Below are 14,477 nucleotides of genomic sequence, written 5' to 3'. Positions count from 1 at the left end.
AGTTCCTGAAGTTAAAAGGCCAGTGCCAGACGGTAATACATGATGAGATGGTCCGGCGCGAGCCAGTCCGGGTACTGCAGGGGAATGCCCAGAGTAAACTGTGATGAGTGCCATTTTCCTGCTGCGGACAGACCGATGGCACTGCCCCACAGGGTACCGGAGGAATAGCGGTCATACCGGTCAGAATGCAGCCAGCCGCCATCCACAGCGGCAATGGTGCTGACCTGGCCGATAAACGGCAGGGTGAACAGGGAATAATTCAGCTCATTGCGCAGATAACCGCCGTTGTTGCCGGAGAGATACTGCTCCTTAAACCCGCGAACCGAGCTTTCGCCCCCGACAGTCAGTTGCTCTGCACCGTGCAGGCGGTCGGGTGACCACTGACCATAAGCACTACTGAGCCACCACAGCCCGTCTGCAACCGGACGCTGAAAACTGGCGCTGAGACTATACTTCCTGAACTGCGATTTTGGTTCACTATCCTGTTTACCGTGGTCGGTCTCTGCATCCAGCCATGACATGCCACGCGTGAAAACCGGGTTCAGCGTGGCGACGCCACCCAGAACTTTCTGCGTGTGGTTCAGCCCGACAGAAAACGAGGTGAGCTTACGACTGCTGCTCTGAAGCAGGACATCATCAAGGTAGTTACGGCTGATACGGTGCTGTAATCCACCGGTCAGCGCCGTTTTAATATCGCCGTTGCGGAAAATGACATGAGACAGGTTCAGACGGTGCGTCTGCGTGTCCCCCGTGGAGCGCCACGGCCAGCCGTGATTATCAATGGTGCTGAGGTAGTTGCTCCACGCGTAGCTGTAATCCAGCAGGGAATACCCGTACGGGAGACTGAAACCTGCCGCCACGTTCTGCGCATCATGCGAAGACGAAAAGTCGCTGCTGCGCCCGCCGCTGACAAACCACGAATCCGCCAGACCGAGGGGATTATTAAAGGAAAGGGAACCGCTGAACTGCCCCGTCCCGGTACTTTTCTGGCCGCTGTTGTCGAAACTCACCGAGCCTGTGACGGGAGACTCGGGTGTGACGGTGAGATTCACCACCGACCAGCCTTCCCTGTCACCCGGTAAAATCTCAATCTGCACTGGCTCGCGGCGGGTACGGTTAATCTGCTCCATCCCCTGCTCGATGTCGCGCAGATTTAAAACACCGCCTTCCGGCCCCGGAAAAACCATCCTGAGCATACGGGGTGGTGCATCATCCATTCTGATGGCCTGAAGACGACCCTCCATCACGACAAGACGAAGATGACCACCGGAGATATCCTGCTCCGTCAGAAAAGCCCGACTGGTGATATAGCCCCGGCTGATGTACCAGTCCGTCACATCGTTTGTAAGCTGCGTCAGTTGCGCCATACTAAGGCACTGGTTCAACCAGGGAGAAAGTAACGTTTGCTGCGCGGCAGGTTTAATCAGCGTGGAACCATTAAGGGATATGTCGCGAACAGTAAAACAGGGACCGGATGCGTCAGATGTTGCGGGAGGGGGTTCTGCTGTACGGGGAAGCGGAATACTGCGTTCAAGCTCTTCGCGCTGGCTCTGTTCGCGCCGTAGCAGTTCAGATTGCTGCTGCTGAATACTGTCACGATCGGATGGCGAAAGCGGCGCGGCACAAACGCCGGTACTCAGTATCGACAGAAATGTTACCGCAATTCTGACCCGCGTTTCCCTGCCCATCGTATCGCATTCCCTTGAATCAGCCTGTTAGTTTAATTTAAGTAAAACCACCTTTATATTATGGTTATATCGCATTATTTGCTTACATTTCCACATAAAATGAACAAAAAACCGTCTTAAAAGTGAGCTTTTCCGGGGTTAAGGGAATAATCCTGGTGAGAAGTGTTATTTACTGAAGAAACAGCAATCTGCTGAGTTTACAGAAACCGCCAGTCTGGACTGACCCACGCCCGTAGACAAATTCTGTCCTCACGACGAGATCTGTTCAAAGGCCTCCGGACTGACGCCACCGAGATGGGTATGGCGCCGGGCCCGGTTGTAGATCACTTCAATGTAATCGAAGATAGCCGCCCGGGCCAGATCGCGCGTTTTGTATATCCGCTTTCTGATGCGTTCTTTTTTCAGCGGACTGAATGGAAAACAGGGTCGAGCGTAGCGAGTTCATTAAATCCTTGTTTTCCAGGCTGGACGGGTGCTACGAACAGCCCTCCGTGTGAGAACGTCAGGGGGGATGGTTATCGCTGCATTAGTTAAAGGACTGGCGCTGGATCTGGCCCCACGCCAGATTACGGTGAATAATATTCAGCCGGGACCAACCGAAACGGATATGACTGCAGATATGGCAGAACGCCTGGCCGCTTCAAGCCCGCTACAACGGATAGCCCAGCCTCAGGAAATTGCCTCACTGGTATCCTGGCTCGCCGGAAGAGAGTCGGGATATATGACCGGCTCAAGCCTGACCATCGATGGCGGGTTAACTGCCTAAGTGGATATTGCGGGGCAGAGTGTGAAGGTATCTGAGGTACGCGAGCTGCGCGCGGAAGCGCTGCCGCTGCGCGAGCCGGTGGCCCGTCTGACCGCCACCGGCGAACACCTGGCGGCGCAGTTGCAGGACACCAGAGCAGAGCTGAAGGAAACCCGGGAGGATGGCCGTGCACTACAAGCCGAGCTGCTGGCCCTAACACGCCATGACGGGAAGGCGAAGAAATGAGAGCAGACACCCGGACCAGCGTGCAGGTATTCCCCCGCGCGCTGGAGCTCGCCGTCAGGGAACGCGCCGATGAGCCGGTGCCCTCCCCCTATAGCGCTTAATAATTTGCGTGTATAGGGGATTTTTAGTAGCTTATTTATTAGACAAAATGAGGAGCTGTTATCATGAGCGAGGACGGTTTTAATAAAGATGACCTGAGCAGCACCTTTGCGCGCTTCACCACAAAACGCCGCAATATCGTTTGTGATGAATCCAAGTTAAAGCGGAAAAAAACTGAGCCGGTAAAACTTTCGAGTGCGACACAAGAAATTGGTTGTGTGATTTCATCTGTGCTCGCCTCCACCTCTAAAGCGGATGTCACAAAAGACAAACATGACCAATATAAATCTCCTATCCGTTACAGTTGGGAGAAAAAAGGTATTAACGGTGGTTCTAACAATTTTTAATCTTATGAAGCGATGGCATTACCACCGCTTCATATAGCCATCAGTTATCCTTTACTTAATCCTGATTTAATCCCGCCTGATGCTGCATCAATCGCCACCCCTTGAGCTTTTTTACCTGCTTCCGAGCCAGCATCCGTAGGCATTTTAGAAGCATCGCTAAAGTTGTTAGCCATATTACCAATTCGAACTCCAGCCCAACTCAGCATACCGACCCAGAACATCGGAAAGACCAGGTACATCATCCCCAGCACCAGGTTCATAATCCATCCATCAGCCGTTGAACTAAAGAAAGCCGCGAAGGGCACCGAGCTGTTTGCAATCCCCTGCTCAGCCATATTGTCATAGAGGATGGTGATCAATCTGTCATCAAGCCAGCCTGCCAGCTCCCACCAAAACGTGATGAACTGAAGAGCGAATAACGCGAACGAGATAGTAAAAATGGTTTTCGGATCGTAGGCGCTGAACATCATTAACGCAGGAATGACCGTGATTATCATCATCAGCAATAATGCCTGGATCATCGGCAGTGCCTGCTTCATTGCATCAAAACCAGGTAACGCCTCGGCCTGTTTTAATCCAAGACCAATAGACGAGGTAAGGCGTGTAAGATTACCGACTACTCCGGAGGTTGTGTCGCTACTGCCAACAGCATAAGTGGTACCGGTGCCGGACAAATCTGCGTTGCGTGGGCTGACCAGCCAGCGTAACGCAATTTCTTCCCACTGCTGTCCGGGGAACTGACGTTGCATCTCCTTACGTGTGTTATCACTAAAACTGGCCAGAACTCGTGTACGAAGCCCGGAAGTACCATCGGACCACCACGTCTTACATGTTGGATATCCACCTGCACCTGTATCTGGATAGCCACTGTCCCGGCTACTGTTGTAAGGCCACTGGCTACGTGGCGTCATAGCCGTGTAGTAGTCATAATATCCGGAAGTATTCAGGAAGTAGCTGCTACCTATCCAGCCCACAGAGTTGATGGTGGCATCACTGAGCTGGCTGTTGCTGTTTTTCAGTCTGAAATATGCTCTCGAGTAACATTGATCTGCAAATTCCTGGACCTCCTGCAGCAACACAGGATCACGCAGCTTCGTGTTCTGAACGTCAAAACGCATTTGTCGCAAATTCGTACCGCATGGGATTGACGCAATCATTGCCTGCGTTGTGCCCTTCGACATCATATGCAGGAGATACCACCATACTGGAACCTCGGCCGTGCGACCGTCAAAATCATTAACGAGCCCCTTGTAGCCAGAATTCTGTGGTGTCGGCACACTGACGCCGCACTGTTTAGCGCGCGAGCTGTCGAACTTGATTGTGCTGATATCCACCGGCAACAGTGGAATGCAGCAAAAGAGCATCACAAGATAAGACACATACAGTGCATGTTCGATTCGCGGAAGGGCAAGAAGCCCTTTGTTCCCCTCGTCAGCCCCCTCCTCCCTCACTTTCAGCCAGACGCCAAGAACCCTGACCACCAGTGGCAATGCAAAAAGGCCCGTATTGCTGAGAATGCTCCACATGGCATTGTTCATTACCCAGCCAAAGAGAACGAGAAAATATTCCAGAAAACTGTTTGCGGTCATCGTCCTCTCCTTACACAGCGCTTGTCCAGGCCACATATTCCGTGGCTACCAGGAACAACACCCCCATCAGTTCCATACGTACAAGACGCGGACGTCCATCCGGCCAGCGGATTAATGCCTGTGGGCGTACCTTCAGTATCCAGGCGGTAATAAGGCAGCCATAAAGAACCAGTCGCCAGGCAAACAGTCCCCATCGGCTGTCATGCAACCAGCGCCGTGTGATGTGGCCATCAGGGTCGTAAGCCATAAATACCGCTGCGATAGCAAACATGCTGGCCGTCATCAACAGAATGAGCAGCACCATAAGGAGAATGCGGCCAATATGGCCGCTGAGCGGGTTAAGTCTCATATCAGTTTGCTCCGGAAGACTGAGACTGGCCCATCTGGCTGAAGCCCTGGTCCTCGTTACCGGCTTTCTGCTGCAGACGGTTATCCTGATTCCTTGTTCCCTGCCGTTCCAGTGCCGTAAGCAGACTGTTATTGCTGATAGATTTGCGTAACTCCATCTCATTACGCAGCGCCGTCAGCTCGCGATCGAGGGCATCGATGCGGCGATCACCCTCGGCAATAGCTTCCGGCTGCTCTGCAGCATTAGGTTCGGATTCACCGGTGGTGAGCATCCTGCGCATTGTTAGCGCGGTTTCAACGGTGTCGGACATCGCCAGTTCGCCGGCAAGCCGCTGAACCAGGGCCGCTTTGTCCGGATCGTCACGTAATGCCTGAATTACCCCGCGGGTGACAACCAGACTGCCGGTTTTCAGTGCGGAAAGGTTATCAGTGGTGGGCTGCAGTTCACCACTAACCAGCTTACTAAGCTGCTCCAGATTCTCTTTCGTGGCATCCTCAAGGATGGGAGAAAAGCCAGTACCAGCGACAGCACTGCCCGGCTGGTTATCGGTTCCACCACTGGTACATTCACTGGTTTCCCGACAAGTCCTGATGGAGCGATCACCAAGCACTTTAACAACGGCCGCTGCGGCCTCTTCAGAAGATTTATAACGTTGGCATGCGGTACCATTGCAGCTCGAGGAGCCGACGCTGCTGTTACTGGTCACTGGCAAATTATTCATCATGTTATAACCAGCTTTGGCCAGATCCCGGGTGGGCTGAATTGCGGGCTGCCCCTTGCCGCCTCTTTTCTGCCCACCAACCCACGTCACGCCTTCCTCTCCAGTTGCTTTTTGCAGTTTCTGGTCGCTGGAAACCGCATCGCCGCCACTTGTGGCCACAATATCTTTGTACTCTTCAGAGACGGCTACCTGCTGCCATTTATTGCCAATGGTATAATCAGCCAGCTTCTTCGACATGCTCTGACAGTTCAACATCGCTTTATCAAAGCTCAAACCGGCCTGCAGAACGCCATTGGTGAGCATTTCATACAGCCCGGGGTTTGCGCGCTGAATAGCCATTGCCGGCATACTCATGACAGCACCAGTCGCCCCCTGAATCACATTCCCCATCAGATCCTTAAACCCGCTGGTAATACCATTCAGCTGGTTGCCAACGGTTGTTTTGATGTCGAAATTGCCACACATCAGATCACTGCTAAGGCCACCATTGATGCCTATCCTGGACATATTGTTACGACTGGGCGGGGGTGAAATAACCGAACCGCCACCAATAGAATAAAAGAGCCCATCGCTGATAGCGTTACCGCTAACTGACGCCCCCGATGAAGACAAAGAGATATCAGCTGCCATTGCCGGCAGCGAGGCAAAAATCAGTAAAAGTCCTGCTTTTTTCATGTTCTGAACCTTTATGAGAAATCGGTACTGGAAAGGAACGTCTGGCCGCGACGTTTGCAGCAGCTGTACGGTTGCCACAATGCCCAGGCATAGTTACCGTCCTGGGCAATCTGGCCATTGGTGTCGGGAAACACTGCACAGGTCTGGGACAACTGAGGCGAAAGTCGCTGCCATTTGTGGTTTTTCGTGCCGGTATTTTCTTTTACCGGCTCGGGTGGCCAGTAACCCGGGGACTTCTGTCCCGTAAGGGGGTTGTATACATGGAGCTGGCCAGAGCGGGTAATGACGTCAGCGACACGCTGAACTACAACCGCTGCTGATTTGTAACTGTCTGTCTGGGTGACAAACCCGCTACGTGGATAAACGTTCCCCCACATATTGCCGGATGTGGTTTCCCCGATTTCTCGTTGCCCGGGGATGAGTGCTTCGGGATAAAGGGTCTCCGGGACACCTGTTCGCCAGACCAGAGCATCCAGTGAGCTGTTGAAATAGGGCATGAAAGGAGTGGCAGCGCTGTCGCATGAATAGCCCGGCACCATACCGCCAATGACTTTCGTAGCTGGATGGCCCCAGGCGTCGCCGTAATAGAAATGCAGGTTCTGCTTACGTTCCCCGAGAGCTTTCATCTCCTGACGACCGCCCCCCGTACTCACGCCCGTCACACTTTCCAGCAGGGAACCTTCAGCACCGCTGGCGGCGTCACTAACTGTGGCCATTTCAGTCCAGGGGTTATCTCCGGGATTGAGGTAAGCCGATACCACAGCCTCCGGAATGAAATGCGTCACTTTTACCGAGGTTTTCACCGTGCAACCAAATGGAGTACACAATAACCAGTAGCAGATACCACTGACACGCCAGCTGATACAGTCTGTACTTGCCGCGCTGGCCAGAAGATTCGCTGTATTGACGCTGGCTATGGTGCCGGAACAAACCAGCAATGTGGCGATCGCCAGTCGACGTGGGCGGAAGGAGAAAGATTTCATCGGTTCTTCTCCTTCCAGGCAGCGAGCTGACGGGTTGCCTCGTTGACATCAGTCGTACCGTAGACAACAAAGACGTCATCAAAAACCACAGCCGGGAATTTTTCCAGGCCGAGGGACCAGGCATGAGTGACACCCGCATAAGCTTCCGCCAGTTGTTGTTGCTGCTGCCGGAAATTCGGGGAAGAGATCACTGCCCGGGCACGTTGTTCTGCAAGAACGGGATCGGCAGATAACTGACCGAAAATGTCCGCCTGTGCACGTTCGGGCGCATCGAGCTCAACAACGGAGACATCCTGACCAGGATTTGCTGCTATGGCATGAGAGGAGTCGGTATATATCACTGTGCCGGCACTGGCACCGACGGAAAGGAACAGTGCTGCCAGGCAGCAAAATGGCATTTTCATGAAAAACACTCCCTGAGTGTGAAAAACCTATTCAGGGTGCGTTCTCTTTAAGGAGGGGTCAGTAATTAATTCTGACGTGAAAAATGATAATTAATCTTGCTCTGGTAATTCATCATCTGTACGTCAGCATAAATCTCAGATCGCTGGAAATGTCATTTTTTAAATGCAGGAACTTTAATACACGCGGGCTCTTTGCCGCCCGCACCCGCAGCCTCCCCCCTTACCAGACAGCGGAAAACAAACCGCTGTCTGGCATGGTCGGAGGGTTATAAGTCACATCCGGTGTCACAGGTCACCCTGTCGATTTCCTTAAGAACCCAGAGCATATCGGTTGCATCGGGTACACAGATATTCCATCGGATAGCGCTGCATAAATCCAAGAAGTGCCGCAAAGGCCTCCTCGCGGGTTTCAAAGTGGTATCCTTTCCCTGCTACATTAATAGTCCAGGGCCATGGTTTAGACCCCCATGCGGTTTTACGGGTGCTTTCGGCCATCGCCAGCGAGTAAAGCGATTCTGCCGGAACGCGCTCGGCAGCAGCAATGACCCGATAAACCTGCGGAACTACCTGAACACTGCTATTTACATTCACGACCGCCAGGCAACCAGTGCTGACAAACCATAAACAGCAAGCCAGTTTCAGAATGCGGCAATTTGCCATCCCTCTTCTCCCTGCTGCAAAATAACTGGCATCTGACCTTGCCCATAGCGCTGCCACAAACCGCGATCATGATTTAGGGTAATTTGCCGATTACGCACTTTTTCGACTGGTATGCCATGGCTTATTGCCCATGATCTGATTTTTTCGTCGCTCACGTCATTTCCGACAAGGTAAATATCTACCGGTCTGTTGTCGGCGATAACAGCAGCAAGCCGGGCATCACAGCGTGAACATGACTCTTTGACAAATAACGCCAGTCTTCCTTGTGTATCATGAGCGATACCCGCGGCATTCCCCATATTCACGGCCAATGTTTCAGGATAAAGACGAAGCCAGGCAGCATTTATTTCACGTTGAAATGCGAGTTCTTTCTCGGTACGGGCGTATTCGTGTTTTACCCACAATTCAGCCAGCCGACGGCGCTCAGATGAATTGTCTGTCTCAACGCCCAGGGCAGTGAGAGGATCAAGACCAGGGGACATAATGCCTCTGGCTCCTTTCATCAACGACTGATAGCGACTCCAGTCCTCATCTGAAAGCCCCCATTGTTGACCCTGTTGCTGCGTCTGAACCTGGTTTACTGATGATGCCTGCAGGGATGTTTGCTGACTCTGATTCGATTGAGTGGTAACTGTTGATGCCGCCACACACAGCGGCAAGGAAAGTACACCTGCCATCAAAATTCTTCTCATCTGATGCTTCATATGTCTGGTCTCTTATTGAACCTGTAAACTCTGTTGGGCACCGTTCACGCTGAAAACAGCGGTACCACTGCCCTGGATAGAACGAAGCGTCCACCCCAGCATCCCGTCTCCCGGTGAAAGCAACCGCATATCTGATATTTGGGAATTTCCACGGGGGATGACGACTGCGAACATCTGCCCGCCGCGCCGCTCAATGCCGGTCAGTACAAACGGTGCTTCAACAGCTGCGCGCCTGACTGACCGCTCAGGCTTTTTTACGATCTGGCCTGTCCCGGATTTTGAAGATGTTTTGCTCTTAGTGACTGGTTGCTGGTTCTGCTTCGATTCTTTCTGAGAAGTGTTGCTTTCAGCTTTGCTCAGCCCGGCAACTCGCGATTCAACCTGTGACAACCGTGAGTTAATGTCATCAATACGTTCAGAGTGTTCGTCTATCGCGGTACGCCGCGCCAGGGCTTCTGAGGAAAGTTTGTTAATGCTTCCTGTTAATTTTGAATGTTCCCCCTGAAAATCAGCTAACTGGTTTTGTACTGATTCAAGCCCTGATGAGACAGACTCGAGCTGCTTCTCGTGTTTCCGGCTTTGAGCTTCGAGCGAAGTAACCGAACCAGACAACTGGCTCATCTGACCGCTGCGAAAAGCGGCATCCAGGGAGTTCACCCGAATACTCAGATCAGAGATTTGCTGTGCCATGATCACAATCGTGGCCACAGAACCAACAAGAGAAACAATGAGGAATCCCAGACCTCCAATCCGGACTATTTTTTTCAGGTTAATGGGAACCAACCGGCGAGCCTCTGGCTCAGCAGGCACAACTTTCGAAGAAGTAACCTCTGGATTTTCAGGTATAACTTCTTCCGGGACGACTTGACTGACTGACATTTCAAAATCCTTATAGCTGCGCAGAACAGCCATAAGGTGCAAAAAACGTCATTCTATGGCGATGATTAACTCATCTGCCATTTCTGAAGTTTTTTTCGGCGGGGAAACCAGGTCGGAGGGGATCATCTGGAAAGGTCACTATCATAATAGCGCTGTCTAAAAACGTCCTTGTTTTAGATGTGTTTGAATCCAGGGGTTCGCAAAATTTCAGAGCGGATTAATGAGCACACGAGTTGGGTCATTAGCTTTGATATTGCCTGGTGGAGGGAGTCGTTCTCCAGAACGAGCAGCAAGAGCCTGAATTCTGAGAAGCTCAAAAGAGGCTTTCTGGATAACGTCTTCCTTTGTTTGCGCTTCAAGTGAAGGATGTTCAAGATCAGGGAAGCGTAAAACAATACCGTTATTGCTGCTCTCAAGTTCAGCAGGATACGGAACAAAGATCGCCGCCAGTTTCTGCGCCTGTCGTTTACGTATATCAAGTTTACTAACCAGCTGCGTCGCACGAAGGTGGGTATAGCGTTTTAGCATCGTCAGGCTCTTGTGTCCTGATATCGCTGCAATTTCCATAACATTCAGTGTTCCGAGCTCAAAGAGACGGCTTATAGCTTCGTGTCGTAGATCATGAAAATGCAAATCGACAATGCCTAAAGCCTGTATAACTTCTCGCCAAGCACTTTTAAACCCATTGGATGTATAACTGAAAACAGGTCCGGATAGAGGGCCGGAATACTCTCTTAATACCTTTCTGGCTTTAAACGACAACGGAACATCCCGTACGCTCCCATTTTTAGTGAGAGGCAAATGAGCGATGCCAATGTGCAGGTCGATATTCTCCCAGCGAAGTGAGAGGATCTCCCCCTGACGCATAGCCGTTTCAAGGGCCAAATGAAAAATGGCTGCCAACTCGATATTTCGTTTTGCCAGCGCCCTGCCAATCTTTCGCTCCTCCTGAGATGTCAATCTTCGGGTTCGCCCTTTGGATGCCGGTGGTTTTCGTACATGCTCAACAGGATTATGAGTACATGTTCCCCATTCAATTCGAGCAAGGTTATAAAGGGCAGATAGCAACGCAAGTTCAAGTCGGACACTTGCAGGGCTATTAGTTCGCCCCGTTTTACCACTTACTTCAGAGAGTCGCTGATCACGGTATTCTGCAATATCAACCGAAGTAATCTCATGCATGTATCGCCTGGCAAGAGCTGAACGCTTTATAACATTTATCCGATAAAACTCCTGCAGATGGCCCCGCTTTTGCACAGATGCACAACCGTAATATTTATCAAGAGCTACACCCAGCTCCATTTTCTTAATTCGCTGTCTGAGTTGCATCGCATATTCCTAAAAAGATTAGAAATATATCACATACTACTGTCAATCCGGTGTGTGGGCAGCCGCATCAAAAATTAAAATGCAAACCGTTTTTGGCGAAACCACCTGTGCCAATAAAGCAGTTGCATCTGCTTATTGTCCGTCCGGCACAGTGGCTATAGGTGGTTCTTACACTTTAAAAAGTTGGTCTGATGGTTCCAACCATAACTCCCCCGATTCCATGGCTCTTGATCCTGTAAATGACCGGTTTTACATCGTCTTACCGAACAATTCAAAAGGTGCAGCGTGCTTCCAGGCTATAGCAAACTGCGCCACTAATTAGACGCCAAATCCTGTGTGTAGTGAACTCAAGGGCTTTGATGTGTCTGACTACACGCCGGATGGAATATCAGTCTACTGCGCATTTCTTCAGTACGATTCTGACGGTAAAGCGCTCACAGATTATGAGTATATAGCAAGGCTAAAACTCCCTGGAGAGCATCCATAAGAGGGTAACGGGCTGGACATAACAGTGAAGGAAGAGCCTGCCGGTACGATAAAATTAATCGTACCCGACTTACTCCAGCTTGAATTAGCTGTACCTGCGGAGGTGATAACGCGGCCATCAACACTCCCTGACAAAGCCCATGTGTTTCTGCAATTGTCACCATCCTCGACGTGCCGGTTCACTGTGGATACTCCCCCAGATGCATATACTGTCATGGGCTTACCGGTGGTATTGATAGCTGTGTAAGCTGACACAAATGAGCCAAGTGAAGAATAATTCCCGCTGTAGTTTCCGCCAGATACCCACACACCGGATTGACAGGAAAGTATGGCTCCAGTGGCGTCGCGGCTTACAAGGCCGTTTGGTGAACAAACTGCGCCAGCAGTATTGACTCCGTCGAGCTGCAAAACTTCTCCTGTAGAAAGTCTTCCATCAGCCCGCACACTTCCGCCACGAACCTGACCGCTTGTGTAAATACTCTTATTATTTATGACTCGAACCCAGTCATTATCTGACATATAAAAACCGCCGCCATACGTTTCATTTAGCCATCCCTTACTCCCTCGAGTTATGAACCAGCCATTATTTGAACGTATGTCGTTGTTAGCCGTTATTGTATTTCCTGCGGTGACATTTGAACCGGCAGTAACATTCTGTCCTGTAACAGTTCCATTCGCAGTTATATTTCCAGTGGCCGCCACATCGCCACTGAAATTACCCGTTACGGCATTAATCGTGCCTGCGTTATTAAGATTGTTACCTCCCATATCAATACTGGTATGCATCGTGTTGAGGTCTGGCTTGCCGGTTACCGAAAAACGATAAAGGCGATCATTTTCACCGCGAGCAGCGCCCAGTTCATCTGTGGTCAGTAAAGCCGCAATATGTCCCTGAGTTGTACTTATCCCAAACTGTGAAAGAGGAATAGTCCAGCTGCCCATAGCGCCGGTAGCAGTACCTGATGTCCATATATAGCCGCCCATACCCGAGGTGATATCCATTGATATCTGGCGCAGTGCGAGAAAAGGCAGTGCCGCGCCGTTTTGAGTGTAAACCAGTGCCTGCAGTTGATCTGTATTGGTGGCATTACGAACAACAGCTGCCAGGTAAGCCTGTCCGTCTACGGTCGTCTCGCTGAACCCCTGCTCCAGAAATCCGGTGTTTTTCAGCATAGTGGGAGTAACCGTAACCGGGGTCGTGGTGGTGGCACTTGAAAGCAAAGTATCGTAATAACGGCCAGTGTAGCTCTTCACAGCTTGTGTAAAGCGAGATACCTGTGACGCGGTATTCAGCCAGGTCCTTTTTTGCATCCAGTCACTGATAAGCGTAAAGCCCCAGACGCTGACCACCAGGAGAATAATCAATGCAGCACCAGTGCTGAGGATAGCCCAGCCCCGGTCAGTCGTTTTATATGTGAACACAGGCATCACCATGTAATAAGCGGTTGATACAATTTAAACAGGGTCACAGAAATCGCGCCGGCGCACAGCCAGGGTCCCATCGGCCCTCCTTCAGTTATGCGACGAACAGATATCTGCCAGAGCACAAAGAGCACCACGCCGATCAGCAGAGCATAAAGCCCCTCTCGCCCACCCAACCAGGCCGCAATAGCACCGGCCAACCAGACATCGCCCAGCCCCAGACACTCGCGGGCATGAATCCTAAAGGTGACGTAACGCCAGACGCCAAAAATCACCAGCGCAGTGGTAGCTGTGAGGAAGTGCCCTATAAAGCCGGGAGCGATAAGAGCGGAAACAAGACCGGCAATAAGACACCTTATCGTCAATTCTCGGGGCAGAAATCCTGTGAACGCATCGGTAAGCGTCAACCTGAAAAGAAAGAGGCAGAACAACAGAGACATCAGTCGCTCCAGTAGCGGCACAGGGGACAGCATCATGCCAGTTGCCGCTGTAGCGTAAAGCCAGATGAAGCCGGTGGATGCAGGGGCGAAAAAAACAGCAAACCATTCCTGATCATCATCCAATATCATCAGGCTGAGACGAACCAGGCTCCTCATAAAACTGAATAAGCTGAGGCATAGAGGAAAAATGATAATGACAGTTGGCCAGGGCATACTCAGCGTCAGCAGTGTCACAGTTTTATTCCCCGTTCATTAAGTAAAAGCCGACGATAAATGGCATAAATCCGGTTGGCGTAGGACTCGCGAGTTTCATGCCGGTCCTTACGAAAACCTGCGTTATAAGAGCCAAGACAGTTCCAGCTTATGCCGCATACCTGAAAATGCTTCGCCAGTATCCAGGTACCTATCTGAACGTTGAGGCACGGACGGTTCAGGAGGTCCTGTGAGCTGCGAATGTAACCCTGCGCTATCAGCGAAGCGATATGCGATGAATTGACCTGCATCAGTCCATAATCGGTACTGAGTGCCTGCCCGGTCTTTTTGTCACGATTAATATTTGTGACATCCGATCGCAGGCTGCTTTCACCTATGGCTATTGCCTTAACCAGTAGCGGGTCAATGTGGTATTTAGCGCCCGCCGATTCAAAGCAGAATGCATCCACCCGTGGGCAAACCAAAATCAGCAGCAGAAAAGCGGACAGGCGCAGCATG

General features: G+C 51.2%; 15 protein-coding genes and 2 pseudogenes. 3 read left to right on the top strand and 14 right to left on the bottom strand.

Annotated features, from left to right (window positions below; genetic code table 11):
• Nucleotides 1–11 precede the first annotated feature (11 nt).
• The gene (locus GTGU_RS21140) at nt 12–1,688 is read right to left on the bottom strand and encodes a ShlB/FhaC/HecB family hemolysin secretion/activation protein (RefSeq protein WP_084222828.1); all 1,677 of its coding nucleotides are present in this window, start codon (nt 1,686–1,688) and stop codon (nt 12–14) included.
• A gap of 249 nt (nt 1,689–1,937) precedes the next feature.
• Nucleotides 1,938–2,102 (bottom strand): annotated as a pseudogene (locus tag GTGU_RS25075) (IS3 family transposase); the annotation flags it as partial.
• A 97-nt stretch (nt 2,103–2,199) separates the two neighbouring features.
• Here GTGU_RS25075 and GTGU_RS21135 point away from each other — a divergent pair.
• The 3 genes from GTGU_RS21135 to GTGU_RS21125 all read left to right on the top strand — a co-directional run bounded on the left by GTGU_RS21135 (nt 2,200) and on the right by GTGU_RS21125 (nt 3,125).
• Entirely contained in the window at nt 2,200–2,454 is a 255-nt protein-coding gene (locus tag GTGU_RS21135) for an SDR family oxidoreductase (RefSeq protein WP_084222827.1), read from the top strand.
• 21 nt (nt 2,455–2,475) lie between these two features.
• A complete protein-coding gene (locus GTGU_RS21130; RefSeq protein ID WP_156964222.1) occupies nt 2,476–2,679 on the top strand; it encodes a hypothetical protein in 204 nt (67 codons plus the stop codon).
• Nucleotides 2,680–2,843: 164 nt separating this feature from the next.
• The gene (locus tag GTGU_RS21125) at nt 2,844–3,125 is read left to right on the top strand and encodes a hypothetical protein (RefSeq protein WP_038162028.1); all 282 of its coding nucleotides are present in this window, start codon (nt 2,844–2,846) and stop codon (nt 3,123–3,125) included.
• A gap of 44 nt (nt 3,126–3,169) precedes the next feature.
• On the opposite strand, the gene GTGU_RS21120 is transcribed toward GTGU_RS21125, so the two are convergent.
• The 12 genes and pseudogenes from GTGU_RS21120 to GTGU_RS21060 form a co-directional block, all read right to left on the bottom strand.
• On the bottom strand, nt 3,170–4,714 hold the full coding sequence (locus GTGU_RS21120; RefSeq protein ID WP_038162026.1) for a conjugal transfer protein TraG N-terminal domain-containing protein: 1,545 nt from the start codon (nt 4,712–4,714) through the stop codon (nt 3,170–3,172).
• Nucleotides 4,715–4,724: 10 nt separating this feature from the next.
• Nucleotides 4,725–5,063, bottom strand: a complete 339-nt coding sequence (locus tag GTGU_RS21115; protein ID WP_032676594.1) for a hypothetical protein — start codon at nt 5,061–5,063, stop codon at nt 4,725–4,727.
• Nucleotide 5,064: 1 nt separating this feature from the next.
• Nucleotides 5,065–6,459 carry an integrating conjugative element protein gene (locus tag GTGU_RS21110; RefSeq protein WP_000709002.1) on the bottom strand — a complete coding sequence of 465 codons (1,395 nt, stop codon included), beginning with the start codon at nt 6,457–6,459 and terminating at the stop codon, nt 5,065–5,067.
• 11 nt (nt 6,460–6,470) lie between these two features.
• Nucleotides 6,471–7,442, bottom strand: coding sequence for a TIGR03756 family integrating conjugative element protein (locus tag GTGU_RS21105; RefSeq protein WP_038162024.1), 972 nt, complete (start codon nt 7,440–7,442; stop codon nt 6,471–6,473).
• Nucleotides 7,439–7,846, bottom strand: coding sequence for a TIGR03757 family integrating conjugative element protein (locus GTGU_RS21100; protein ID WP_038162023.1), 408 nt, complete (start codon nt 7,844–7,846; stop codon nt 7,439–7,441). The genes GTGU_RS21105 and GTGU_RS21100 overlap by 4 nt, the downstream gene beginning before the upstream one ends.
• Nucleotides 7,847–8,197: 351 nt before the next feature.
• A pseudogene (locus GTGU_RS21090) lies at nt 8,198–8,506 on the bottom strand (lytic transglycosylase domain-containing protein); the annotation flags it as partial.
• Entirely contained in the window at nt 8,485–9,198 is a 714-nt protein-coding gene (locus GTGU_RS21085) for a TIGR03759 family integrating conjugative element protein (protein ID WP_038162188.1), read from the bottom strand. The gene GTGU_RS21085 and the pseudogene GTGU_RS21090, both read right to left, overlap by 22 nt.
• Nucleotides 9,199–9,222: 24 nt before the next feature.
• On the bottom strand, nt 9,223–10,089 hold the full coding sequence (locus tag GTGU_RS21080) for a hypothetical protein (RefSeq protein ID WP_038162020.1): 867 nt from the start codon (nt 10,087–10,089) through the stop codon (nt 9,223–9,225).
• Nucleotides 10,090–10,296: 207 nt separating this feature from the next.
• The gene (locus GTGU_RS21075) at nt 10,297–11,418 is read right to left on the bottom strand and encodes a site-specific integrase (protein WP_032676573.1); all 1,122 of its coding nucleotides are present in this window, start codon (nt 11,416–11,418) and stop codon (nt 10,297–10,299) included.
• 441 nt (nt 11,419–11,859) lie between these two features.
• On the bottom strand, nt 11,860–13,326 hold the full coding sequence (gene pilV, locus GTGU_RS21070) for a shufflon system plasmid conjugative transfer pilus tip adhesin PilV (RefSeq protein WP_425427528.1): 1,467 nt from the start codon (nt 13,324–13,326) through the stop codon (nt 11,860–11,862).
• Between the two features lie 5 nt (nt 13,327–13,331).
• Nucleotides 13,332–14,000 (bottom strand): prepilin peptidase, encoded by a 669-nt coding sequence (locus GTGU_RS21065; protein ID WP_000173819.1) that lies wholly within the window; start codon nt 13,998–14,000, stop codon nt 13,332–13,334.
• On the bottom strand, nt 13,997–14,476 hold the full coding sequence (locus tag GTGU_RS21060; protein WP_038162017.1) for a lytic transglycosylase domain-containing protein: 480 nt from the start codon (nt 14,474–14,476) through the stop codon (nt 13,997–13,999). Before GTGU_RS21060 ends, GTGU_RS21065 begins: the two co-directional genes overlap by 4 nt.
• Between the last annotated feature and the right edge of the window lies 1 nt (nt 14,477).

It is taken from the genome of Trabulsiella guamensis ATCC 49490, assembly GCF_000734965.1.
GTDB lineage: Bacteria > Pseudomonadota > Gammaproteobacteria > Enterobacterales > Enterobacteriaceae > Trabulsiella > Trabulsiella guamensis.
Note: the sequence above shows the minus strand (reverse complement) of the source record. Positions and strands in the feature narration are given on the sequence as shown.